The sequence below is a fragment of the Micromonospora psammae genome, from assembly GCF_036902725.1.
In the GTDB taxonomy this organism is placed as follows: Bacteria; Actinomycetota; Actinomycetes; order Mycobacteriales; family Micromonosporaceae; genus Micromonospora.
Genome location: NZ_JBAKHM010000014.1, coordinates 16,418 through 37,856 on the forward strand (window position 1 = coordinate 16,418; position 21,439 = coordinate 37,856).

Here is a 21,439-nt window from a genome sequence, read left to right on the forward strand (position 1 = left end):
TCCGGCCGCCGGACCCGGGTGGCTCAGCGCGAGTAGTACTCCACCACCAGCTGCTCGTCGCAGTGCACCGGCACCTCGTCGCGGGCCGGCGCGCGCAGCAGGGTGGCCCGCAGCCCGGCCAGGTCGACCGAGAGGTACGGCCGGCCGGGCCCGTCGGCGTTGGCGCCGGTGGCGGCGAGCTGGAAGGGCGGGAGCTGCCGGCTGCGCTGCCGGACGGCCACCACCTGGCCCGGCCGCAGCCGGTACGAGGGCCGGTCGACCTTGCGGCCGTCGACGGTGAAGTGCCCGTGCGCGACCAGCTGTCGGGCCTGGTAGACGCTGCGGGCCAGGCCCGACCGGTGCACCACCGCGTCGAGGCGGCGTTCCAGGAGCGCGACGAGGGTCTCGCCGGTCTTGCCGGCGTCCCGCGCGGCCTCGTCGAAGGCCCGGCGCAGCTGCACCTCGCTGACGTTGTACTGGTGCCGCAGCCGCTGCTTCTCCAGCAGCCGGACCTGGTAGTCGGAGGTGCGTCGGCGGGCCCGGCCGTGCACGCCCGGCGGGTAGGGGCGGCGCTCGAGGTAGCGGACGCACTTGCGGGTCAACGGGATGCCGAGGGCCCGGGACAGCCGGGCCTTGGGACGGGGGTGGTTCACGGTTGGACGTCTCCGCTCAGGTGTTCTAGGGTTAGTTAGGTAAGCCTAACCTATGTCGGAGGTGTTCCCGTGGGACCCAGCCCCGCCGAGATCGTCCGGACCCTGGTGGCCGGCCGGCTCCCCGGCCTCGTGCACCTCGCGCACCGTCCCGGTCCCCACCACGTGCGGCACGTCACCGACGCCGAAGGGCGGGTGCTGATGCTGGTGCCGGTGAGCAGCGACCTCGCCGCCGGGCTGAGCCCGGACGACGGCGACGACGTGGCCGTGGTGCTGGACGTGCTCGACCTGCCCCCGGCCGCCGGCGCGCCGGCGCTCGGCCGCGCCTGGGTCTCCGGTTGGGCGACGCCGCTGGCCGGCGCGGAGGCCCGGCAGGCGGCCGTCGACTTCGCGGCGACGGAGCCCACCGGGGACCTGCTCGACGTCGGCACCCGGTTCCGGCTGCACCGCTTCGAGGTGGTCGAGGCCCGCCTGGAGGGCGCCGGCCCGGTGGCCCGGATCGACCCCGCCGAGTACGCCGCCGCGCAGCCCGATCCGCTGCACCCGATCGAGTCCGCGCTCCTGGCCGACCTCGCCGACCACCACGGGCCGGAGCTGACCGGACACCTGCGGCGGCGGCTCGACCTGACCGACGGCGAACCCCGGGTGGTCCGGTTGGACCGCTACGGCCTGGTGGTCGCGTACGGCCGGCCCGGCGACCGACGGCGGGCCCGGCTGGCGTTCCCGCGTCCCGTCGCCGACCAGGCGGAGCTGTCCCGCCTGCTGCACCCGGTGCTCTGCCCGCGCGCGGCGGCCACCCGCCCGGCGGCGGACGACCGGTGACCGCCTAGCCCAGGTCGCCGGTGAGGTAGCGCTGCACGGTCGGGCCGATCGCCCGGACCAGCGTCTCCGGGTCGGCGGAGGCGACCGGCTCCAGCCGGATGACGTACCGCATCATGGCCAGGCCGATCATCTGGGTGGCCACCAACGAGCCGCGCAGCGGCAGCTCTGCCGGCGGCATGTCCAGGTGGTCCAGGACCCGGCGCAGCACCTGGGTCACCAGGAACTCCCGCATCAGCCGGGCGGTCCACTCGTTGTTGGTCGCCGAACGGAGCAGGGCCACCGCCCCCGCCCCGGCCGGCGAGTCCCAGACCGTGAGGAACGTCCGGACGAGCCGCTCGCCCACCCCGTCCGTCCCGCCCGCCAGCACGCCGGGGAGCAGCTCGGCCGGGTCCAGCGGGACGTTCACGGTGGCCCGGAAGAGCTGCTCCTTGGTGCCGAAATAGTGGTGCACCAGCGCCGGGTCCACCCCGGCGGCGGTGGCGATGCCCCGGATGGAGGCGGCGTCGAAACCGCGCTCGGCGAAGGCCGTCCGAGCGGCGTCGAGGATCGCCTCCCGGGTGTCCGGATTGCCGGGCCGCCGGCCGGTGCGTCGGGCCATCACCCGCTGCGCCGCCGCAGTGTCGCCGCCGCGAGCACCAGGGCCAGCACCGCGGCGCCGGCCACGATCGCCACGTCCCGCCACATCGTGCCGGTCGGTTCGGCGTGCGCCCCGACCTCCTGCAACGCCTCGACCACGTACGACAGGGGCAGCACGTCGCTGACGGCCTGGAGCCAGCCGGCCATCTCGCCGCGCGGCACGAAGAGCCCGCAGAGCAGCAGTTGCGGCAGCGCCACCACCGGCATGAACTGCACCGCCTGGAACTCGGTACGGGCGAAGGCGCTGCAGAGCAGCCCGAGCGCGACCGCCAGCACGGCGTTCACCGCCGCGATCATGATCACCAGCCAGATGCTACCGGCGGTGTCCAGGTCGAGCAGCCAGTACGCCGCGGACGCGGCGACCGTGGCCTGCACCGCGCCGGCCAGCCCGAACGCGATGCCGTAGCCGAAGAGCAGGTCCAGCTTGCCCAGCGGGGTGGTGAGCAGCCGTTCCAGGGTGCCGGTGGTGCGTTCCCGGAGCATCGCGATGCTGGTCACCAGGAACATGATGATGAACGGGAAGAGACCCAGCATCACCAGCGCCACCCGGTCGAACAGCGACGGCTGCCCGGGCGGGGTGGGCTGGTCGACGTACATGAAGTAGACCAGGGTCAGCAGCACCGTCGGCACCACCACCAGCAGGGCGACCGTGCGCCGGTCGTGCCGCAGCTGGCGAAGGATGCGGCCGGTGGTGGCGGTCAGGATCCTCGGGTTCATGACACCTCCTCACGGGTCGGGCCGTCCTGGCCCGCCTCACTGGTCCGGATCAACCGCAGGAACGCCTCCTCGAGGTCGTCGGCGCCGGTGCGCGCGCGGACCGCGTCGGGGGTGTCGTCGGCGATCAGCCGCCCCTCCCGGATGAGCAGCAGCCGGTCGCAGCGGGCCGCCTCGTCCATCACGTGGCTGGAGACGAGCAGGGTCGTCCCGGTGGCCGCCATGGCGTGGAACCGGGCCCAGAGGTCGGCCCGCAGCACCGGGTCCTGCCCGACCGTCGGCTCGTCGAGGATGATCAGTTCCGGCTCCCCGACCAGGGCGCAGGCCAGCGACGCGCGGCTGCGCTGGCCGCCGGAGAGGGTGCCGACCAGTTGGGTGGCCGCACCGGCCAGGCCGACGTCGGCGACCGCCCGGTCGGCGTCGGCCGCGTCGCGCCCGTGCAGCGCCGCGAAGTAGCGGGCGTTCTCCCGGACGGTCAGGTCGGCGTAGACGCTGGGTGCCTGGGTGAGGTAGCCGACCCGGTGCCGCAGCGCCGGCGCCCCGGCCGGCGCGCCCAGCACGGTGACCGAGCCGGAGCCGACCACCTGGACCCCCACCACCGCCCGCATCAGGGTGGTCTTGCCGCTGCCGCTGGGCCCGAGCAGACCGGTCACCGTGCCGCGCGGCACCGCGCAGCTGACGCCGTGCAGCACGCGTCGTCGGCCCCGGTCGACGACCAGGTCGCGGATCGTGATCGCGTCCTCCACCGTCCACCTCCCTCGAAACTCATCATCTGTTGAACTCAACGGTAGATGAGTTGTCCGCCCCGGCGCAACGGTGGACTTCGAGTGACCCGACGGACCGGACAGGGCGTCCGTCATCGGGCATTGCGCGCCGATGGGGCGTACGGCACGATGGCGCAGTGGATCACGCTCCGTTGCCGGAGGGCGGTTTCCTCGACGACTGGGCGACCCGGCTGCGCGAGTGCGCCGACCGTCCGGTCGTCGGCATCCTGCTGCGCGGCAGTCACGCCCGACGCGGCGCCACCGCGCACAGCGACGTCGACCTCGACGTGCTCGTCGACGCCCCGGCCCGCCCGCCGCACCCCGCCGGCGCGGACCCCGGGTACGCCGCCCGCCGGGCGTATCTCGCCGAGGTGGAGGGGCGGATCGTGCACGTCTCGGTGGCCGCCCGGGACGTGCGGTCCTGGGTCGACCGGCTCGGCGAACCCGCCGAGTGGGCGTTCGGCCTGCCGGTCACCGCGCCCGCCCGGCTGCTCTGGGCCGACCCCCGCTGGCGTCCCCGGATCGACCTGCCGGTGCTCTGCCAGCCGGCGGACGAGCCCCGACTGGAGGATCTCCTCGCCACCCTCGGGAAGGTCGCCGGCGCCCGGTCCCGCGGCGACCACCTCGGGGTCCGGCTGGCCGCCGCCGACCTGGCCCGACTCTGTCCCTCGGTGCTGCGGCTGGCCAACCCGGGCGTGCGGGTCTCCTCCCGCCGGGCCGCCTTCGCCGCCGCCCTGCACCTGCCGGTCGCCCCGGCCGGCTACCGCGACGACATGCTGCTCTGCCTCGGGCTGCGCTCCGCCTCCACCGGGCAGCTCGGCGGCGCCGCCGCCCGCCTGGTCGCCGGTGTCGTCCCGCTGGTCCGCCCGTACGCCGACCGGATCGCCGAGGTGGCCGGCCCGGACCTGGCCGACGCGCTGGCCGACGGGCGGCTGGACCGCTACGTCGACCAGCTCGCCCGGGCGGCCCGGCGGGGCGGGGACGCGCCGCAGGTTCCCGCTCCCCGTGCGGGACAATGGGGAACTGTGCCCGTACCTGACTCCGCCCTGAGCGACGCCGACGCCGAGACCGGCGCGGTCCGCCCGTCCCGCCTCGACCCGGCCGTCGCCGCGCAGCTGCGCCGCAACCCCGACGGGCTGGTGGCCGCCGTCGTCCGTCAGCACGACACCGGCGAGGTGCTGATGGTCGCCTGGATGGACGACGAGGCGCTGCACCGCACGCTGACCACCGGCCGGGCCACCTACTGGTCGCGCAGCCGCCGGGAGTACTGGGTCAAGGGTGAGACCTCCGGTCACCACCAGTACGTCCGCTCGGTGTCGCTGGACTGCGACGGCGACGCCCTGCTGGTCGACGTCGACCAGGTCGGGGCGGCCTGCCACACCGGGCACCGCACCTGCTTCTTCACCGCACTGCCCGTCACAGGGAGTGACCCCCGGTGAGCGCGAGGAGTGCAGCGCAGCGGAGCCCCGCGGTCGCGAACGAGAGGCAGGCCCCGGTGAGCGCGAGGAGTGCAGCGCAGCGGAGCCCCGCGGTCGCGAGCGAGAGGCAGGCCCCGGTGAGCGCGAGGAGTGCAGCGCAGCGGAGCCCCGCAGTCGCGAACGAGAGGCAGACCCAGCCATGACCGACGGCGCGCTCAGCCCCGATCTGGGCACCTTCACCGAGCTGGCCGGGCGCTGGCGGGTCGTCCCGGTGACCCGGCGGCTGCTCGCCGACGCGGAGACCCCGGTGGGGGTCTACCGCAAGCTGGCCGGCGGCCCCGGCACGTTCCTGCTGGAATCCGCCGAGCAGGGCGTCGGCTCGGCCGGCATGGCCTGGTCCCGGTACTCGTTCATCGGCGTGCGCAGCGGCGCCACGCTGGTCGAGCGGGACGGCGTCGCGGTCTGGACCGGCACGCCGCCGGCGGGCGTGCCGTCCACCGGCGACCCGGTCCGGGTGCTGCGCGAGACCGTCGCGGCGCTCGCCGGACCGGTGTGGGACCCGGCCAGCGGCATGCCCCCGCTGACCGGTGGCATGGTCGGTTACCTCGGCTACGACCTGATCCGGCGCTTCGAGCGGCTGCCCGACCTGACCGAGGACGACCTGGGCCTGCCCGAGCTGGGCATGATGCTCGCCACCGACCTGGTGGTGCTCGACCACTACGACGGCTCGGCGCTCCTGGTCGCCAACGCGGTGCTGCCGCCGCTGGACGCGCCGGACCGGGCGTCGCTGGTCACCGCGGCGTACCACCACGCGGTGGGGCGCCTGGACGCGATGACCACGGCGCTGTCCCGGCCGATTCCGCCCATGATCTCCACCGTGGGCCGGCCACCGGCCGGCGAGGTGGTCAGCCGGACCGTCGAGGGCGGGTACCCGAAGGCCGTCGAGGCGGCCAAGGAGGCCATCCGGGCCGGCGAGTGCTTCCAGATCGTCCTCTCCCAGCGCTTCGAGCGGGACACCCACGCCGACCCGCTGGACGTCTACCGGGTGCTGCGCACCAGCAACCCCAGCCCGTACATGTACCTGCTGCGCTTCGACGGGTTCGACATCGTCGGCTCGTCCCCGGAGGCGCACCTCAAGGTCAGCGCCGGGGCGGACGGGCAGCGGCGGGCGTTGCTGCACCCGATCGCCGGCACCCGGCCGCGCGGCGCCACCCCGGCCGCGGACGCCCGGCTCGCCGCCGAGCTGCTCGCCGACCCCAAGGAACGTTCCGAACACGTGATGCTGGTCGACCTGGGCCGCAACGACCTGGGCCGGGTCTGCCGGCCGGGCACCGTCCAGGTGCCTGAGTTCGCCACCATCGAGCGGTACAGCCACGTCATGCACATCGTCTCCACCGTGGTGGGGACGCTGCGCGAGGACCGCACGGCCTTCGACGCCCTCGCCGCCACCTTCCCGGCCGGCACCCTCTCCGGCGCCCCGAAGGTGCGCGCCATGGAGATCATCGAAGAGCTGGAGCCGGTCCGCCGCGGTCTCTACGGCGGCACCGTGGGCTACTTCGGCTTCGGCGGTGATCTGGACATGGCGATCGCCATCCGTACCGCGCTGCTGCGCGACGGTCGGGCGTACGTGCAGGCCGGGGCAGGCGTGGTGGCCGATTCCGATCCCCTCGCCGAGGACCGGGAGACCCGCGACAAGGCCGCGGCCGTGCTCGCCGCGATCGCCGCCGCCGAGACCCTCCGGCCGGCGCGATGAGCGGGCAGGGCATCCCCGCCGAGCCGTCCCCGGCCGCCCCGTCGGACGTCGCGCCCGCCGCGCGGGGCCGGCGCGAGCTGACGTACGCGGTGCTGCTCTGCCTGGCCGGCGCGGGCCTGGCGCTCTGGGCCGCGACCCGGACCTGGTCGGTCGAGGTGACCGCCCGCGGTGGGCTGCCGGCGATCCGGGCGGACCGGTCCGGCGCGGACCTGCTGCCCTGGGTGTCCGCGCTGGCGCTGGTGGGTCTCGCCGGTGGGGGCGCGGTGCTGGCCACCCGCGGCCGCGCGCGGCGGGTGCTGGGCGGGCTGCTCGCCCTGCTCGGCTTCGCCGTCGCCGCTGGCGGCGGGTACGGCCTGGTCGCGGCGTTCGGCGGCGAGGTGAGCCGGCACTGGCCGGCCCTCTGCCTGGTCGGCGGGCTGCTCGCCGCCGCCGGCGGGGCGTTCACCGCGCTGCGGGGTGGCGCCTGGCCGGCGATGGGGGCCCGCTACGAGCGGGGCGACCGGGCCGGGGCGGCGTCCACGGCGGGCGGGGGCCGCACCCGGGAGGCGTGGGACGCGCTGGACCGGGGCGAGGACCCGACTGTCAGCTGACCGGCTGGCGGTCCCGGACGTCGCGCCGGTCCCGGGCGGCGGCGCGGGCGGCGGCGAGCTCGGCCACCAGGCGGTCCAGTTCGGCGCGCTGGTCGGCTCGGGCCCGGTCGGCGCAGACGGCCTCCCAGGCGTTGCCCCGCGCGGTGCGCACCCGAGCCTCGCCGACCACGGCGCGTTCGAGGGTGTGCACCACGCCGACCGCGAGTGACGCGACGGTCCGGGAGAGGGTGGTCAGTCCGATGCTGGAGTTCGGCTCCGAGTTGGTCATGGTCACCCCGCACGATGAGGTCCGACGGTGGGCAGGCGCGTCATCGAGTCTGCCCGAGCAAGATGCTGCCCGGCTCACGTTTCGCGTCGGTGACGAGCCGGTCAAACTGTCCCTCGGGGGGAACGAACTGCACAGGGCCGTTCGTCCTTGAGCTTCGTCACAGCATCGAGAGGCGTCGTCGCGATGCGCCGGCCGGGCCGGCGTGCTCTCATGGCTCATGGGTGACGATCCCGGGCCCGCGGCGCCGGCGACCGGCGGGGTGACGCCGGTCGGTGTGGCGACAGCGCTGCGTGACGCGGCGTTCACCGGAAGTCGGCCATCATGCCACAGCCCATTTCGTGAGGAGCGCCATACCCCCGGCACCCGGAGCCAGGTGGCGCCACCTAGCATCGGGCCATGACACCCGGAGAGGGGAGTCCGTTGGTGACTGCTGAGCATGCGCACGCGGAGGGGGACGAGGCCGGTCCGGCAGCGTCCGCAAGCGTGCTCGACGAGATCCTGGCCGGCGTCCGCGAGGACGTGGCGCGGCGACAGGAGCAGGTTCCGCTGGAGCGGATCCGCGAGCTGGCCGCCGCCGCGCCGCCGCCACTGGACGCGTACGCGGCCCTGCGCAAGCCCGGCGTGGCGGTGATCGCCGAGGTCAAGCGCTCCTCGCCGAGCCGGGGCCGGCTCGCCGAGATCGCCGACCCGGCCGACCTGGCCGGGCAGTACGCCTCCGGCGGCGCCCGGGCGATCAGCGTGCTGACCGAGGGCCGCTGGTTCGGCGGGTCGCTCGACGACCTGGCCGCCGTCCGGGCCGCCGTGCGGGTGCCGGTGCTGCGCAAGGACTTCGTGGTCTCCAGCTACCAGGTGCACGAGGCCCGGGCGCACGGCGCCGACCTGGTGCTGCTGATCGTCGCCGCGCTGGAGCAGAACGTGCTGATGGGGCTCCTGGAGCGGATCGAGTCGCTCGGCATGTGCGCGCTGGTCGAGGTGCACACCGAGGAGGAGGCCGACCGGGCCCTGGAGGCCGGCGCGCAGGTGATCGGGGTCAACGCCCGCGACCTGCGTACCCTGGAGGTCGACCGCTCGGTGTTCGAGCGGATCGCGCCCGGCCTGCCCAGCAGCGTCGTCAAGATCGCCGAGTCGGGTGTCCGCGGTCCGCACGACCTCATCCGGTACGCCTCGGCCGGCGCCGACGCGGTGCTGGTGGGCGAGGGCCTGGTGACCCAGAAGAGCCCGCGCGAGGCGGTCGCCGAGCTGGTCAACGCCGGTAACCACCCGGCCACGCCCCGCCCGGTGCGCTGACCGCGCCGGGCACCCGCTGCTGCGAGAGGACATCGCGATGAGCGCCAACGCCCCGACCGGCCAGCTTCCCGACGCCGCCGGTCACTTCGGCCGGTTCGGCGGCCGGTTCGTCCCGGAGGCCCTCGTCGCGGCGCTGGACGAGCTGGACGCGGCGTACCGCAAGGCGATGACCGACGAGAGCTTCCTCGCCGAGTTCGACGCCCTGCTGCGCGACTACGCCGGCGCCCCCTCGCTGCTCTACTCCGCCGAGCGGTTCTCCGCCGAGGTCGGCGCGCGGGTGCTGCTCAAGCGGGAGGACCTGAACCACACCGGCGCGCACAAGGTGCGCAACGTGCTCGGCCAGGCGCTGCTCACCCGGCGGATGGGCAAGCGCCGGGTGATCGCCGAGACCGGCGCCGGTCAGCACGGGGTGGCCACCGCCACCGCCGCCGCCCTGTTCGACCTCGAGTGCGTGGTCTACATGGGCGAGGTGGACACCGAGCGGCAGGCGCTGAACGTGGCCCGGATGCGGATGCTCGGGGCCACCGTCGTCCCGGTCACCACCGGCTCGCGCACCCTCAAGGACGCGATGAACGAGGCGATGCGGGACTGGGTCGCCAACGTCGACGACACCCATTACCTGATCGGCACGGCCGCCGGCCCGCACCCGTTCCCGGAGATGGTCCGGGACTTCGTACGCGGCATCGGCCACGAGGCCCGCCGGCAGTGCCTCGACCTGACCGGCGCGCTGCCGGACGCGGTCCTCGCCTGCGTCGGCGGCGGCTCCAACGCGCTGGGTATCTTCCACGCCTTCGTCGGCGACCCCGACGTCCGGCTCTACGGCTTCGAGGCCGGCGGCGAAGGGGTGGAGACCGGCCGGCACGCGGCCAGCATCACCGGCGGCACCTCCGGCGTGCTGCACGGCACCCGGACGTACGTGCTCCAGAACGCCGACGGCCAGACGGTCGAGTCGCACTCCATCTCGGCCGGCCTGGACTACCCGGGCGTCGGGCCGGAGCACGCCTGGCTGCACGACAGCGGCCGGGCCACCTACGCGCCGGTGACCGACCGGGAGGCGATGGCGGCGTTCGAGCTGCTCTGCCGCACCGAGGGGATCATCCCGGCGATCGAGAGTTCCCACGCGCTCGCCGGCGCGCTGAAGGTCGGTCCGCAGCTCGCCGCGGAGCTGGGCCGGGAGCCGGTGATCGTGGTCAACCTCTCCGGGCGGGGCGACAAGGACGTGCACACCGCCGGCGAGTACTTCGGCATCCTCGACAAGGAGTGAACAGATGAGCCGGATCGGGGTGGCCTTCGACAAGGCCCGCGCCGACGGGCGGGCCGTGCTGGTCGGCTGCATGCCGGCCGGCTTCCCGACCGTCGAGGGCAGCATCGCCGCGATGACCGCCATGGTCGAGGCCGGGGTGGACGTCATCGAGGTGGAGATTCCCTACTCCGACCCGGTGATGGACGGCCCGGTGATCCAGAAGGCCAGCGACATCGCCCTGGCCGGGGGCGTGCGCACCGCGGACGCGCTGCGCATCGTCGAGGCGGTCGCCGCCACCGGCGCCCCGGTGGTCACCATGACCTACTGGAACCCGATCGAGCAGTACGGCGTGGACGCCTTCGCCCGCGACCTGGCCGCCGCCGGGGGGACCGGCCTGATCACCCCGGACCTGATCCCCGAAGAGGCGGACGAGTGGCTGGCCGCCTCGGACACGCACGGGCTGGACCGGACGTTCCTGGTCTCCCCGTCGTCCACCGACGCCCGGCTGAAGATGACCGCCGCGCACTGCCGCGGCTTCGTCTACGCGACCGCCATCATGGGCGTCACCGGCGCCCGGGCGAAGACCTCCGAGGCCGCGCCGATCCTGGTCTCACGGCTGCGGGAGGTCACCGACCTGCCGGTCGGGGTCGGCCTCGGCGTGGGCACCGGCGCGCAGGCCGGCACGGTCGCCGGGTACGCCGACGGCGTGATCGTCGGCAGCGCGCTGGTCCGTTGCGTCCTGGACGCCCCGGACCAGGCCGCCGGGCTGACCGCCCTGCGCACGCTCGGCGCCGAACTCGCCGAGGGCGTCCGCAACCCGGCCCGCTGACCCGCGCGGCGTCGTCGCCGCGCCGGTGTCCGCGTTCCATGATCAACTCGGTTTGCGGCGCGTCGGGGTGTCCTCGCGCCGGAACACCCCGACACGCCGCAAACCGGCGCGCCCCCAGGCGCAGGGGTGGGTGCCCCGGTCAGGGGCCGGGTCGGACGTCCGACCCGGCGCGCGGCGCGGGCGGCACGGAATCGACCGCCCGGACCGGCGTGGCCGGGACGCCCGTCGCCGGGTCGGGGCGCAGGTCGCGCAGCACCCCGGAGCGCCCGACCCCCGCGTCGGCGACCGCCGCGCGGGTGACCGGGGTGACCTCCGCCGGCAGCCGGTCCGGCAGGTGCCAGGAGAGCGTGCACCCGGCCGGCGGCGCGAGGGCCGCGTCCGGTTGGGCACGAGCCCGGAACACGTGCACCACCACGTCCGGCAGGGAGTCCGACGCCGGCGGCCCGCCGCAGGTGGAGCCGCTGAGGTGGTAGAGGCCGACCAGGTCGACCACCTCGACGGCGTACCCGATCTCCTGCCGGACCGCGCCCGCCACCGCGCCGGTCGGGCACTGCGGGCGGCGCAACCGCCCGCCGGGCAGTCCCCAACGACCGCCCGGCTCGCGGCGGCAGAGCAGCACGCGACCCGCGTCGTCGGTGACGACCGCGGCGACCGCCCAGGTGAGCGTGCTCATGGACAAAGAGCCTACGACCGTGCAAACCAGAAGTCATCCGACGCCCCGACCGCGCCGACCGGGGTGCCGCGACAGCGGTCCGCAGCGGTAGCGTGTGCACCCGTGACCCTCGCCTCGATGACCCCTCAGGCGGCTCTGCCGAGCCCCACCACCGCTGTCTGGCAGCTCGGGCCGGTGCCGATCCGGGCGTACGCGCTCTGCATCATCCTCGGCATCGTGGTGGCCTGCTGGCTCACCGATCGGCGGCTGCGCCAGCGTGGCGTCGCCCCCGGCGCGGTGCTCGACCTCGCCGTCTGGGCCGTCCCGGCCGGCATCATCGGCGCCCGGATCTACCACGTGCTCACCTCGCCGGAGAAGTACTTCGGCACCGGCGGGGACCCGATGAAGGCGTTCGCCATCTGGGAGGGCGGCCTCGGCATCTGGGGCGCGGTGGCCGGTGGCGCGCTGGGCGCCTGGATCGCCGCCCGCCAGCTCGGCATCCCGCTCGTGGTGGTCGCCGACGCCCTCGCGCTCGGCCTGCCGCTGGCCCAGGCGATCGGCCGCCTCGGCAACTGGTTCAACAACGAGCTGTACGGCGGCCGGACCACCCTGCCCTGGGGTCTGGAGATCCACCGGATGGACCCGGACAACCCCGGGCGGGCGCTGCGCGACGACGCCGGTGAGCCGATCCGGGAGCCGGGTCTCTACCACCCGGCCTTCGCCTACGAGGCGCTGTGGAACCTCGGGGTCGTCGCCCTGGTGCTCGTTCTGGACCGCAAGCTCAAGCTGGGCCGGGGCCGGGCCTTCGCGCTCTACGTGATGGGCTACACCGTCGGCCGGTTCTGGATCGAGCTGATCCGCACCGACGAGGCCAACGAGATCCTGGGCCTGCGCCTCAACGTCTGGACCGCCGGGCTGGTCTTCCTCGGCGCCCTCGTCTACTTCCTGCGGGTCCGCGGCCCCCGCGAGTACCTGGTCCCGGTGGGCGCTCCGGCGGTCCCGGCGCCGTCGGCCGGCGACGTGTCCCAGGTCGACCTCTCCCGCACCGAGCAGGGTCCGAAGGCGGTCGCGCCGGAGGGCTACCGGGTCGTCAGCGAGGAACAGTTCGAGGCGTACCGGGAGACCGGCGAGCTTCCCGACGAGCCCGCCGCCGCGCCGGCGGCCGGGACCGGCGACGAGCCGGCCGCCGACGACACCGCCGCGAAGGCCGACGGCGAGGACGACCGCGTCGACGCCGCGGAGCGGGACGACCGGGCCGGCGCCGCGGGTGCCCGTCCCGCCGACCGGGACAGCTGAGCGCGCGGCATGCGTACCGCGGTGGTGGTCGGCGCCGGGCTCGGCGGACTGGCGGCGGCTGGCGCGCTGGCCCGCTCCGGCTGGCGGGTCACCCTGCTGGAGCGGGCCGACCGGGTCCGCCCGGAACCCACCGCCGTGGTGCTCTGGCCCAACGGGGTACGCGCCCTGCACGCCCTCGGCCTCGGCGCCGGCCTGGACGCCATCGCCACCCCGCTGCCCGACGGCGGGGTGCGCCGCCCGGACGGGCACTGGCTGGTGCAGGCCCGGCCCACCCCGGCGGAGCGGATGCCGGTGGTGGTGCACCGGGAGGACCTGCACGACGCCCTGATCGCCGGCCTCGGCGACCGGGTGGAGCTGCGCACCGGCGTGGCGGTGGACACCGTGCGGGTCGGTCCCGGCGAGCGGCCGGCGGTCGGCGCCGGCCGGCAGCTGGTGGAGGCCGACCTGCTGGTGGCCGCCGACGGCACCGACAGCCAGGTGCGCCGGCAGCTCGCCCCGGAGGCGGCCGTGGTCAGCTCCGGCTGCGCGGCGTGGCGGGCGGTGATCCCCTGGTACCGGGCGCCCCGGCTCACCACCGACCGGCCGGTCGGTGGTGAGGTGCTGGGCGCCGGCTACCGCTTCGTGGCCGCCTCGCTGGGCGAGCGCGGTTCCTCCGGCGCCTCCCGCCGGGGTGGCATCTACTGGGTGGCGACGGCGGTCGGGGCGTCCCGCCCCGAGCCGCCGGAGACCCAGCTCGCCCTGCTCAAGCGCTGGTACGCCGGCTGGCCCGCCCCGGTCGGCGAGCTGCTCGACGCCACCGACCCGGCCGACCTCGTGCAGCAGGAGGTCCGGGAGCTGCGCCCGCTGCCCCGGGCGTACGGCTTCCCGGCCGGCCCCGGCGGGGCGGTGCTGCTGGGGGACGCCGCGCACGCCATGCCGCCGCATCTCGGGCAGGGCGCCTGCCTGGCCTTCGAGGACGCCGCGACGCTGTCGTCGTTGCTGCGCGAGTCCCGGCTGCCCGACGCCGTGCGGGCGTACGACCGGCTGCGTCGCCCCCGCGCGGCCACCGTGGTCCGGCAGACCCGCCGGATGTCGGCAGTCCTCCAGGCCCGGGGCCGGCTGGCCCTGCGCGCCCGGGACGCCGCCCTCGGCACGATCAGCCCGCGCCTGCTCTCCACCGCCGCCACCGCCGCCGCCCAGTGGCGGCCCCCGACCTCCTGACCCTGGCCCCCGGTCCTTGAGGTGGGCGCACCAACTTCATGATCGACGCGTGGGTGAGCGCCGGGGAGAGGGCGGGTCAGATGAGGGCGGTGGGTTCGGCTATGCACGCGGTGGCGATGCGGCGGAAGCCCACCCGCAGGTAGACGCGGGCGATCTCCTCGCTGCCGGCCGAGAGGAAGATCAGGTCGGTGCCGGCGTCGCGCAGCGCGTGGGCCAGCGTGGCGGTGACCGCCGCGCCGAGGCCACGACGGCGGGCCGACGGCAGGGTGGCGACTCCGGCGATCTCCGCGACGTCGTCCACCCGCATCGCCATCCCGCTGGCCAGCGCGCCCTGGCCGGCGGTGCCGGCCAGGGCCGACACCCGCCGGCCGTCGGCGATCCGGGTCCGCTCCTCGTCCAGCGCCGCCACGTCCAGCTCGGTGACGGCGGCGTCCCGCTCCGCCGGGCCGGCGTCGCCGGTCGCGGTGCCGGCGGCGGAGAAACCCACCGCGGCGACCGCCCGCCGGGCCGCCACGTCGGCGGCGAAGCCGGGCGCGTCGGGGTCCAGCATCCGCAGGGGTACGTCGGTGAGCGTCGCCGGGTCGGGCAGCGCGGCCGGGTCGAGCACCATCAGCGGCGCCTCCAGCACGCCCAGCCCCGCCGAGCGGGCCACCGCCAGCAGGTCCGGGGTGTTCTCGTGCACCCACTCGAAGGCCTCCGGCAGGCCCAGTTCGCGCTGCCGCTCGCGGACGGACTGGATGTCGGCGAGGGAGGGCGGCTCGGCGGCGTCCAGCCGGGGACGGGCGTAGAACGGCCAGCCGGCCCCGTCCCGGACGAAGAGCACCAGCGCGCCGTGCTCCTCCGCGCGCGCGACGTCCCGGGGGACGGCGTCGTAGAAGCGTTCCAGGCGGGCGAGGAGGTCGCCGTGCAGGGGATCCACCGCGCGAGACTACACGTCCCAGAGTCTGGAAGGTGTGATCAATCCGCACTGGCCTTGCGGGGGTCGCCCTAACGTAGACTCAATAAACCGCAAGGGCCGACGTCGTCCCGACCATGTACGAACCTGAGTGACGACAGGAGGCCCGGTGGCCTTTCCGTACCCTCTCAGCCCGCAGTCGGCCCCGCCCGCGGCCGGTCTCTACGACCCGGCCAACGAGCACGACGCGTGCGGCGTGGCCTTCGTGGCGGATCTGCACGGCCGGCGCTCCCACGCGGTGGTGGCCCGCGGCCTCGGCGCGCTCTGTCGCCTGGACCATCGGGGCGCCCGGGGCGCGGAACACAACACCGGCGACGGCGCGGGGATCATGATCCAGGTGCCGGACGCGTTCCTGCGCGCCGTGGTGGACTTCCCGCTCCCGCCGGCCGGCCAGTACGCCACCGGCCTGGTCTTCCTCCCCGACGACGACGCCGCCGAGGCCCGCGCCCGGCAGGTGGTGGAGAAGTACGCCCTGGTCGAGGGGGCCGACCTGCTCGGCTGGCGGGACGTCCCGGTCGACCCGAGCGGGCTGGGGGAGACCGCGCTCGCCGCGATGCCCCGGATCCGCCAGCTCTTCCTGGCCGCGCACCGGCTCACCGACACCCCGGCCGGCCCGGCCGGCTCCCCGCTGACCGGGCTCGACCTCGACCGGGTGGCGTTCTGCGTGCGCAAGCAGGCCGAGCGGGAGAGCGCGGAGCGGGGCGTGCCCGCGTACTTCCCGTCGCTGTCGGCGCGGACCATGACCTGGAAGGGGATGCTCACCCCCGACCAGCTGCCGGCGTACTTCCCGGAGCTGACCGACGAGCGGGTGGAGAGTGCGATCGCGCTGGTGCACTCCCGCTTCTCCACCAACACCTTCCCGTCCTGGCCGCTGGCGCACCCGTACCGGTTCATCGCGCACAACGGCGAGATCAACACGATCCGCGGCAACCGGAACTGGATGCAGGCCCGGGAGGCGCTGCTGCGCAGCCCGGACCTCCCCGGCAACATCCGGCGGATCTTCCCGGTCTGCACCCCGGGCGCGTCCGACTCGGCGAACTTCGACGAGGTCCTGGAGCTGCTGCACCTGGCCGGGCGGAGCCTGCCGCACGCGGTGCTGATGATGATCCCGGAGGCGTGGGAGAACGACTCGACCATGCGCCCCGACAAGCGGGCCTTCTACCGCTTCCACGCCAGCCTGATGGAGCCGTGGGACGGCCCCGCCTCGGTCGCCTTCACCGACGGCGAGGTCGTCGGCGCGGTGCTGGACCGCAACGGCCTGCGCCCGGGCCGCTGGTGGCGCACCTCCGACGGCCTGGTCGTGCTCGGCAGCGAGGCGGGGGTGCTCGACCTCGACCCGGCCGACGTGGTCGCCAAGGGGCGGCTCCAGCCGGGCCGGATGTTCCTGGTCGACACCGTCAACGGGCGGATCGTCTCCGACGACGAGATCAAGGCCGAGCTGGCCGCCGCCCAGCCGTACGCCGAGTGGCTGCACGCCGGGCTGATCGACCTGACCGACCTGCCGCCGCGCGAGCACACCGTCTACACCCACGACTCGGTACGCCGCCGGCAGCAGACCTTCGGCTACACCGAGGAGGAGCTGAAGATCCTGCTCGCGCCGATGGCCCGCCTCGGCGCGGAGCCGCTCGGCTCGATGGGCACGGACACCCCGATCGCTCCGCTGTCGACCCGGCCCCGACTGCTCTACGACTACTTCCACCAGCTCTTCGCCCAGGTCACCAACCCGCCGCTGGACGCCATCCGGGAGGAGCTGGTGACCAGCCTGTCGTCGACCATCGGCCCGGAGGGCAACCTGCTCGACCCGGGCGCGGCCAGCTGCCGGCAGATCGTGCTGCCGTACCCGGTGATCGACAACGACGAGCTGGCCAAGATCCTCTCCATCGACGAGGACGGCGACCTGCCCGGCTTCAAGGCGGTCCGGGTCTCCGGGCTCTACCGGGTCCGCGACGGCGGCGCCGGCATCAAGGCCCGGCTGACCGAGATCTGCCGGCACGTCTCCGAGGCGATCGAGGACGGCGTGCGGATCCTGGTCCTCTCCGACCGGGACTCCAACGCCGACCTCGCCCCGATCCCGTCCCTGCTGCTCACCGCCGCGGTGCACCAGCATCTGGTCCGCGAGCAGACCCGTACCCAGGTGGCGCTGATCGTCGAGTCCGGCGACTGCCGCGAGGTGCACCACGCGGCGGTGCTCATCGGCTACGGCGCGGCGGCGGTCAACCCGTACCTGGCCTTCGAGTCGGTCGAGGACATGATCGCCACGGGTGCGCTGGTCGGCGTCGAGCCGGGGAAGGCGATCCGCAACTACGTCAAGGCGCTCGGCAAGGGCGTCCTGAAGATCATGTCCAAGATGGGCATCTCGACGGTGTCGTCGTACTGCGGCGCGCAGGTCTTCGAGGCGGTCGGGCTGGACACCCGCCTGGTCGAGCGCTACTTCCGGGGTACCCCGAGCACCATCAGCGGCATCGGGCTCAACGAGATCCACGCCGAGGTGGCCGCCCGGCACTCGCTGGCCTGGCCGCCGTCCGGCGGCGAGGCGTCCGACCGGCTGGAGGTCGGCGGCGAGTACCAGTGGCGCCGCGAGGGCGAGCTGCACCTGTTCAACCCGGAGACGGTCTTCCTGCTCCAGCACGCCACCCGCAGCCGCCAGTACGACGTCTTCCGGCAGTACACCGCCAAGGTCGACGAGCTGGCCGCGCGGGCCGGCTCGCTGCGCGGGCTGTTCACCCTGCGCACCGGCCTGCGCCCGCCGGTGCCGCTGGACGAGGTCGAGCCGGCCACCGAGATCGTCAAGCGGTTCGCCACCGGCGCCATGTCGTACGGGTCGATCTCGGCGGAGGCGCACGAGACCCTGGCCATCGCGATGAACCGGCTCGGCGGAAAGTCCAACACCGGCGAGGGCGGCGAGGACGTCGACCGGCTGCACGACCCGGCCCGTCGCTCCGCGGTCAAGCAGATCGCCAGCGGCCGGTTCGGCGTGACCAGCGAATACCTGGTCAACGCCGACGACCTCCAGATCAAGATGGCCCAGGGCGCCAAGCCCGGCGAGGGCGGGCAGCTGCCCGGCAACAAGGTCTGGCCGTGGATCGCCCGGACCCGGCACGCCACGCCGGGCGTCGGCCTGATCTCCCCACCGCCGCACCACGACATCTACTCCATCGAGGACCTCGCCCAGCTGGTGCACGACCTCAAGTGCGTCAACCCGGCCGCGCGGGTGCACGTCAAGCTGGTCAGCGAGGTCGGCGTCGGCACGGTCGCGGCCGGTGTCGCCAAGCTCAAGGCCGACGTCATCCTGATCTCCGGGCACGACGGCGGCACCGGGGCGTCCCCGCTGAACTCGCTCAAGCACGCCGGCACGCCGTGGGAGCTGGGCCTGGCCGAGGCGCAGCAGACGCTGCTGCTCAACAAGCTGCGCGACCGGGTCACCGTGCAGGTCGACGGTCAGCTCAAGACCGGCCGGGACGTGCTGGTCGCGGCGCTGCTCGGCGCCGAGGAGTTCGGTTTCGCCACCGCCCCGCTGATCGTCGAGGGCTGCGTGATGATGCGGGTCTGCCACCTGGACACCTGTCCGGTCGGCATCGCCACCCAGAACCCGGTGCTGCGCGAGCGGTTCACCGGGCAGCCGGAGTTCGTGGAGAACTTCTTCCTCTTCCTCGCCGAGGAGGTCCGCGGCTACCTCGCCGAGCTGGGCCTGCGCAGCATCGAAGAGGCGATCGGGCAGACCGAGCTGCTCGACGTCGTCCCGGCGATCGACCACTGGAAGGGGCACGGGCTGGACCTGGGGCGCGTACTGCACCTGCCGGAGCTGCCCGCCGACGCCGCCCGGCGCGGCGTGCGGGCCCAGGACCACGGCCTGGAGCTGGCCCTGGACAACGAGCTGATCGCGCTGGCGCAGCCGGCGCTGCGCGACGGCAGCCCGGTCCGGGTCGAGGTGGCGGTGCGCAACGAGCACCGCAGCGTCGGCGCGATGCTCGGCGGCGAGGTGACCCGTCGCTTCGGCGGCGCCGGTCTGCCCGACGACACCATCGAGTTCGTGCTGCGCGGCACCGCCGGGCAGTCCTTCGGCGCGTTCCTGCCGCGCGGGGTGACCCTGCGGCTGCACGGCGACGCCAACGACTACGTCGGCAAGGGCCTCTCCGGTGGCCGGATCGTCGTCCGGCCGGACGCCACCGCCCCGTTCGTCGACCCGGAGGCCGCGGTCGGGCAGCGGGCCGAGGATCAGATCATCGCCGGCAACACCATCCTGTACGGGGCCACCGGCGGCGAGCTGTTCCTGCGTGGCCGGGTGGGGGAGCGGTTCGCGGTGCGCAACTCCGGCGCGGTGGCCGTCGTCGAGGGCGTCGGCGACCACGGTTGCGAGTACATGACCGGCGGCACCGTGGTGGTGCTCGGCGAGACCGGCCGCAACTTCGCCGCCGGCATGTCCGGCGGCACCGCCTACGTGCACCGGCTGGACCGGGGGAGGGTCAACGCCGAACTGGTCGACCTGTCCCCGCTGCGCGACGCCGAGCGGGAACTGCTCCACGAACTCGTGCAGCGGCACGTCGCGGAGACCGACTCGGCGATCGGCGCGGAGCTGCTCAAGCGCTGGCCGGAGGCGGTGGAGGAGTTCACCGCGGTGGTGCCCCGGGACTACCGCCGGGTGATGGAGATCATGCGGGCCGCCGAAGCCGCCGGCCACGACGTCGACGACGCGGTCATGTCTGCGCTGACCGCGCCGGTGCCGCCCGCCCCGCGGGCGGCGGCCCAGGAGGTGGCCCGTGCCTGACCCCAACGGTTTCCTGCGCTACAACCGGCGGCTGCCGGCCCGCCGTCCGGTGCCGGTGCGGATCACCGACTGGCGGGAGGTCTACCCACCGGCCGGTGAGGAGCTGATCCGCGAGCAGGCCACCCGGTGCATGGACTGCGGCATCCCGTTCTGCCACGACGGCTGCCCGTTGGGCAACCGCATCCCGGACTGGAACGACTGGGTCCGCACCGGCAACTGGGACGCCGCGGTGGAGTCGCTGCACGCCACCAACAACTTCCCGGAGTTCACCGGCCGGCTCTGCCCGGCGCCCTGCGAGGCCGCCTGCGTGCTCGGCATCGGCGGCGGGGACCCGGTCACCATCAAGCAGGTCGAGGTGGAGATCGCCGACGCGGCGGTGGCCCGGGGCGGGCTGCGTCCCCGCCCGGTGCCGGCGCCGACCGGCCGGTCGGTGGCGGTGGTCGGCTCCGGCCCGGCCGGCCTGGCCGCCGCCCAGCAGCTGGCCCGCGCCGGTCACGCCGTCACGGTGTACGAGCGCGACGACTCGCTCGGTGGCCTGCTCCGGTACGGCATCCCCGACTTCAAGCTGGAGAAGCAGCACATCGACCGGCGGCTGGCCCAGCTCGCCGCCGAGGGCGTCCGGTTCCGCACCGGGGTGGACGTCGGCGTCGACGTGACCGCCGAGCAGTTGCGCGCCGAGCACGACGCGGTGCTGCTGGCCTGCGGCGCGTTGCAGGGCCGGGACACCCCGGAGACGCCGGGACGGCAGCTGCGCGGCGTACACCAGGCGATGACCCACCTGGTCGCCGCCAACCGCGCGGTCGCCGGGGCGGTTGCCGGCCGGCCGGCGCCGGCGGTGCTCGCCGACGGCACGCCGATCGACGCGGCCGGGAAGCACGTGGTCATCATCGGCGGCGGCGACACGGCCGCGGACTGCCTGGGCGTGGCCCACCGGCAGGGCGCCGCCGGGGTGCACCAGCTCGACCTCTACCCGGAGCCTCCGCACGCCCGGGACGCCGCCCGAGACCCGTGGCCGACCTGGCCGTGGGTGCTGCGCAGCTACCCGGCGCACGAGGAGGGCGGCGAGCGGGTCTTCGCCGTCGCCGTGCAGGAGTTCGTCGACGACGGCGCCGGCCAGGTCAAGGGTGTCCGGATCGCCGAGGTCACGGTGGAGAAGCGGGACGGCCGGCGGATCGTCACCGCGCTGCCCGGCTCCGAGCGGGAGCTCCCGGCGGACCTGGTGCTGCTCGCGATCGGCTTCGAGGGCACCGAGGAGCAGCCGCTGCTGACCCAGTTCGGGGTGGCCCGCAACGCCCGGGGCGCGGTCGACGCCCGGGCGGACTGGCAGACCGCCGCCGACGGCGTCTTCGTCGCCGGGGACATGCACCGGGGCGCCTCGCTGATCGTCTGGGCGATCGCCGAGGGGCGCGCGGCGGCCGCGGCGATCCACGCGTACCTCGGCGGGGTCGGGACGCTCGCGGCCCCGGTGACCTCGTCGGCGCAGCCCCTCGCCGCCCGCTAGCTCGTCATCCACGCCCGAGGGCCGCTGACCTGACCTGTCGGTCAGCGGCCCGGGTCAACCGTGCCGCTGTCGATCGGCGACCGCGGCGGGCTCCCGCTTTACATTGATGTTCTTGCA

The 21,439-nt window shown here is 74.9% G+C and carries 18 protein-coding genes and 1 pseudogene; 12 read left to right on the forward strand and 7 right to left on the reverse strand.

The features are described 5' to 3' along the window. Positions 1 to 23: 23 nt before the first annotated feature. Positions 24 to 632, reverse strand: a complete 609-nt coding sequence (gene rpsD / locus V6U79_RS17645; protein ID WP_334615214.1) for a 30S ribosomal protein S4 — start codon at positions 630 to 632, stop codon at positions 24 to 26. Between the two features lie 69 nt (positions 633 to 701). Between rpsD and V6U79_RS17650 the strand changes: the two genes are divergently transcribed. Further along, positions 702 to 1,451: a DUF2470 domain-containing protein gene (locus tag V6U79_RS17650; RefSeq protein ID WP_334615215.1), complete on the forward strand. Its 750-nt coding sequence runs from the start codon at positions 702 to 704 to the stop codon at positions 1,449 to 1,451. 4 nt (positions 1,452 to 1,455) lie between these two features. Here the strand turns inward: V6U79_RS17650 and V6U79_RS17655 are convergent, their stop codons facing one another. From V6U79_RS17655 to V6U79_RS17665, 3 genes are read right to left on the reverse strand one after another with little or no spacing between them, the layout of a single operon-like run. Beyond that, positions 1,456 to 2,049, reverse strand: coding sequence for a TetR/AcrR family transcriptional regulator (locus tag V6U79_RS17655; protein ID WP_334615216.1), 594 nt, complete (start codon positions 2,047 to 2,049; stop codon positions 1,456 to 1,458). After that, positions 2,049 to 2,804 carry an ABC transporter permease gene (locus tag V6U79_RS17660; protein ID WP_334615217.1) on the reverse strand — a complete coding sequence of 252 codons (756 nt, stop codon included), beginning with the start codon at positions 2,802 to 2,804 and terminating at the stop codon, positions 2,049 to 2,051. The genes V6U79_RS17655 and V6U79_RS17660 overlap by 1 nt, the downstream gene beginning before the upstream one ends. Continuing rightward, positions 2,801 to 3,547, reverse strand: a complete 747-nt coding sequence (locus V6U79_RS17665) for an ABC transporter ATP-binding protein (protein ID WP_334615218.1) — start codon at positions 3,545 to 3,547, stop codon at positions 2,801 to 2,803. Before V6U79_RS17665 ends, V6U79_RS17660 begins: the two co-directional genes overlap by 4 nt. Before the next feature lie 551 nt (positions 3,548 to 4,098). Between V6U79_RS17665 and V6U79_RS17670 the strand changes: the two are divergent. The 4 genes and pseudogenes from V6U79_RS17670 to V6U79_RS17685 form a co-directional block, all read left to right on the forward strand. Next, positions 4,099 to 4,413: pseudogene (locus tag V6U79_RS17670) on the forward strand (phosphoribosyl-AMP cyclohydrolase); the annotation flags it as partial. A 177-nt stretch (positions 4,414 to 4,590) separates the two neighbouring features. After that, positions 4,591 to 5,004, forward strand: coding sequence for a phosphoribosyl-AMP cyclohydrolase (gene hisI, locus V6U79_RS17675; RefSeq protein WP_334522569.1), 414 nt, complete (start codon positions 4,591 to 4,593; stop codon positions 5,002 to 5,004). A gap of 178 nt (positions 5,005 to 5,182) precedes the next feature. Next, entirely contained in the window at positions 5,183 to 6,736 is a 1,554-nt protein-coding gene (locus V6U79_RS17680; protein ID WP_334615219.1) for an anthranilate synthase component I, read from the forward strand. Further along, positions 6,733 to 7,326 carry a Trp biosynthesis-associated membrane protein gene (locus V6U79_RS17685; RefSeq protein ID WP_334615220.1) on the forward strand — a complete coding sequence of 198 codons (594 nt, stop codon included), beginning with the start codon at positions 6,733 to 6,735 and terminating at the stop codon, positions 7,324 to 7,326. The genes V6U79_RS17680 and V6U79_RS17685 overlap by 4 nt, the downstream gene beginning before the upstream one ends. Here V6U79_RS17685 and V6U79_RS17690 read toward each other — a convergent pair. Beyond that, positions 7,319 to 7,594, reverse strand: coding sequence for a hypothetical protein (locus tag V6U79_RS17690; protein WP_334522558.1), 276 nt, complete (start codon positions 7,592 to 7,594; stop codon positions 7,319 to 7,321). The two genes, V6U79_RS17685 and V6U79_RS17690, sit on opposite strands and share 8 nt — an antisense overlap. A gap of 483 nt (positions 7,595 to 8,077) precedes the next feature. On the opposite strand from V6U79_RS17690, the gene trpC reads away from it, so the two are divergent. From trpC to trpA, 3 genes are read left to right on the forward strand one after another with little or no spacing between them, the layout of a single operon-like run. Next, on the forward strand, positions 8,078 to 8,881 hold the full coding sequence (gene trpC / locus V6U79_RS17695; RefSeq protein ID WP_334522572.1) for an indole-3-glycerol phosphate synthase TrpC: 804 nt from the start codon (positions 8,078 to 8,080) through the stop codon (positions 8,879 to 8,881). A 37-nt stretch (positions 8,882 to 8,918) separates the two neighbouring features. Continuing rightward, positions 8,919 to 10,145 (forward strand): tryptophan synthase subunit beta, encoded by a 1,227-nt coding sequence (gene trpB, locus V6U79_RS17700; protein WP_334522560.1) that lies wholly within the window; start codon positions 8,919 to 8,921, stop codon positions 10,143 to 10,145. Positions 10,146 to 10,149: 4 nt separating this feature from the next. Continuing rightward, complete coding sequence (gene trpA, locus V6U79_RS17705) at positions 10,150 to 10,953, forward strand: tryptophan synthase subunit alpha (RefSeq protein WP_334522563.1); 804 nt, start codon at positions 10,150 to 10,152, stop codon at positions 10,951 to 10,953. A 139-nt stretch (positions 10,954 to 11,092) separates the two neighbouring features. Here trpA and V6U79_RS17710 read toward each other — a convergent pair whose 3' ends face one another. Then, on the reverse strand, positions 11,093 to 11,626 hold the full coding sequence (locus V6U79_RS17710) for an NUDIX hydrolase (protein WP_334615221.1): 534 nt from the start codon (positions 11,624 to 11,626) through the stop codon (positions 11,093 to 11,095). A 102-nt stretch (positions 11,627 to 11,728) separates the two neighbouring features. On the opposite strand from V6U79_RS17710, the gene lgt reads away from it, so the two are divergent. After that, entirely contained in the window at positions 11,729 to 12,901 is a 1,173-nt protein-coding gene (gene lgt / locus V6U79_RS17715; RefSeq protein WP_334615222.1) for a prolipoprotein diacylglyceryl transferase, read from the forward strand. Between the two features lie 9 nt (positions 12,902 to 12,910). Further along, positions 12,911 to 14,101, forward strand: a complete 1,191-nt coding sequence (locus tag V6U79_RS17720) for an FAD-dependent oxidoreductase (protein ID WP_334615223.1) — start codon at positions 12,911 to 12,913, stop codon at positions 14,099 to 14,101. A 76-nt stretch (positions 14,102 to 14,177) separates the two neighbouring features. On the opposite strand, the gene V6U79_RS17725 is transcribed toward V6U79_RS17720, so the two are convergent. Then, a complete protein-coding gene (locus tag V6U79_RS17725; protein ID WP_442933793.1) occupies positions 14,178 to 15,020 on the reverse strand; it encodes a GNAT family N-acetyltransferase in 843 nt (280 codons plus the stop codon). A gap of 145 nt (positions 15,021 to 15,165) precedes the next feature. Here V6U79_RS17725 and gltB point away from each other — a divergent pair, with 145 nt between their 5' ends. Together gltB and V6U79_RS17735 are read left to right on the forward strand one after the other, a co-directional pair. Next, complete coding sequence (gltB, locus tag V6U79_RS17730; RefSeq protein ID WP_334615224.1) at positions 15,166 to 19,821, forward strand: glutamate synthase large subunit; 4,656 nt, start codon at positions 15,166 to 15,168, stop codon at positions 19,819 to 19,821. Then, a complete protein-coding gene (locus V6U79_RS17735; protein ID WP_334522586.1) occupies positions 19,814 to 21,322 on the forward strand; it encodes a glutamate synthase subunit beta in 1,509 nt (502 codons plus the stop codon). Before gltB ends, V6U79_RS17735 begins: the two co-directional genes overlap by 8 nt. Positions 21,323 to 21,439 lie beyond the last annotated feature (117 nt).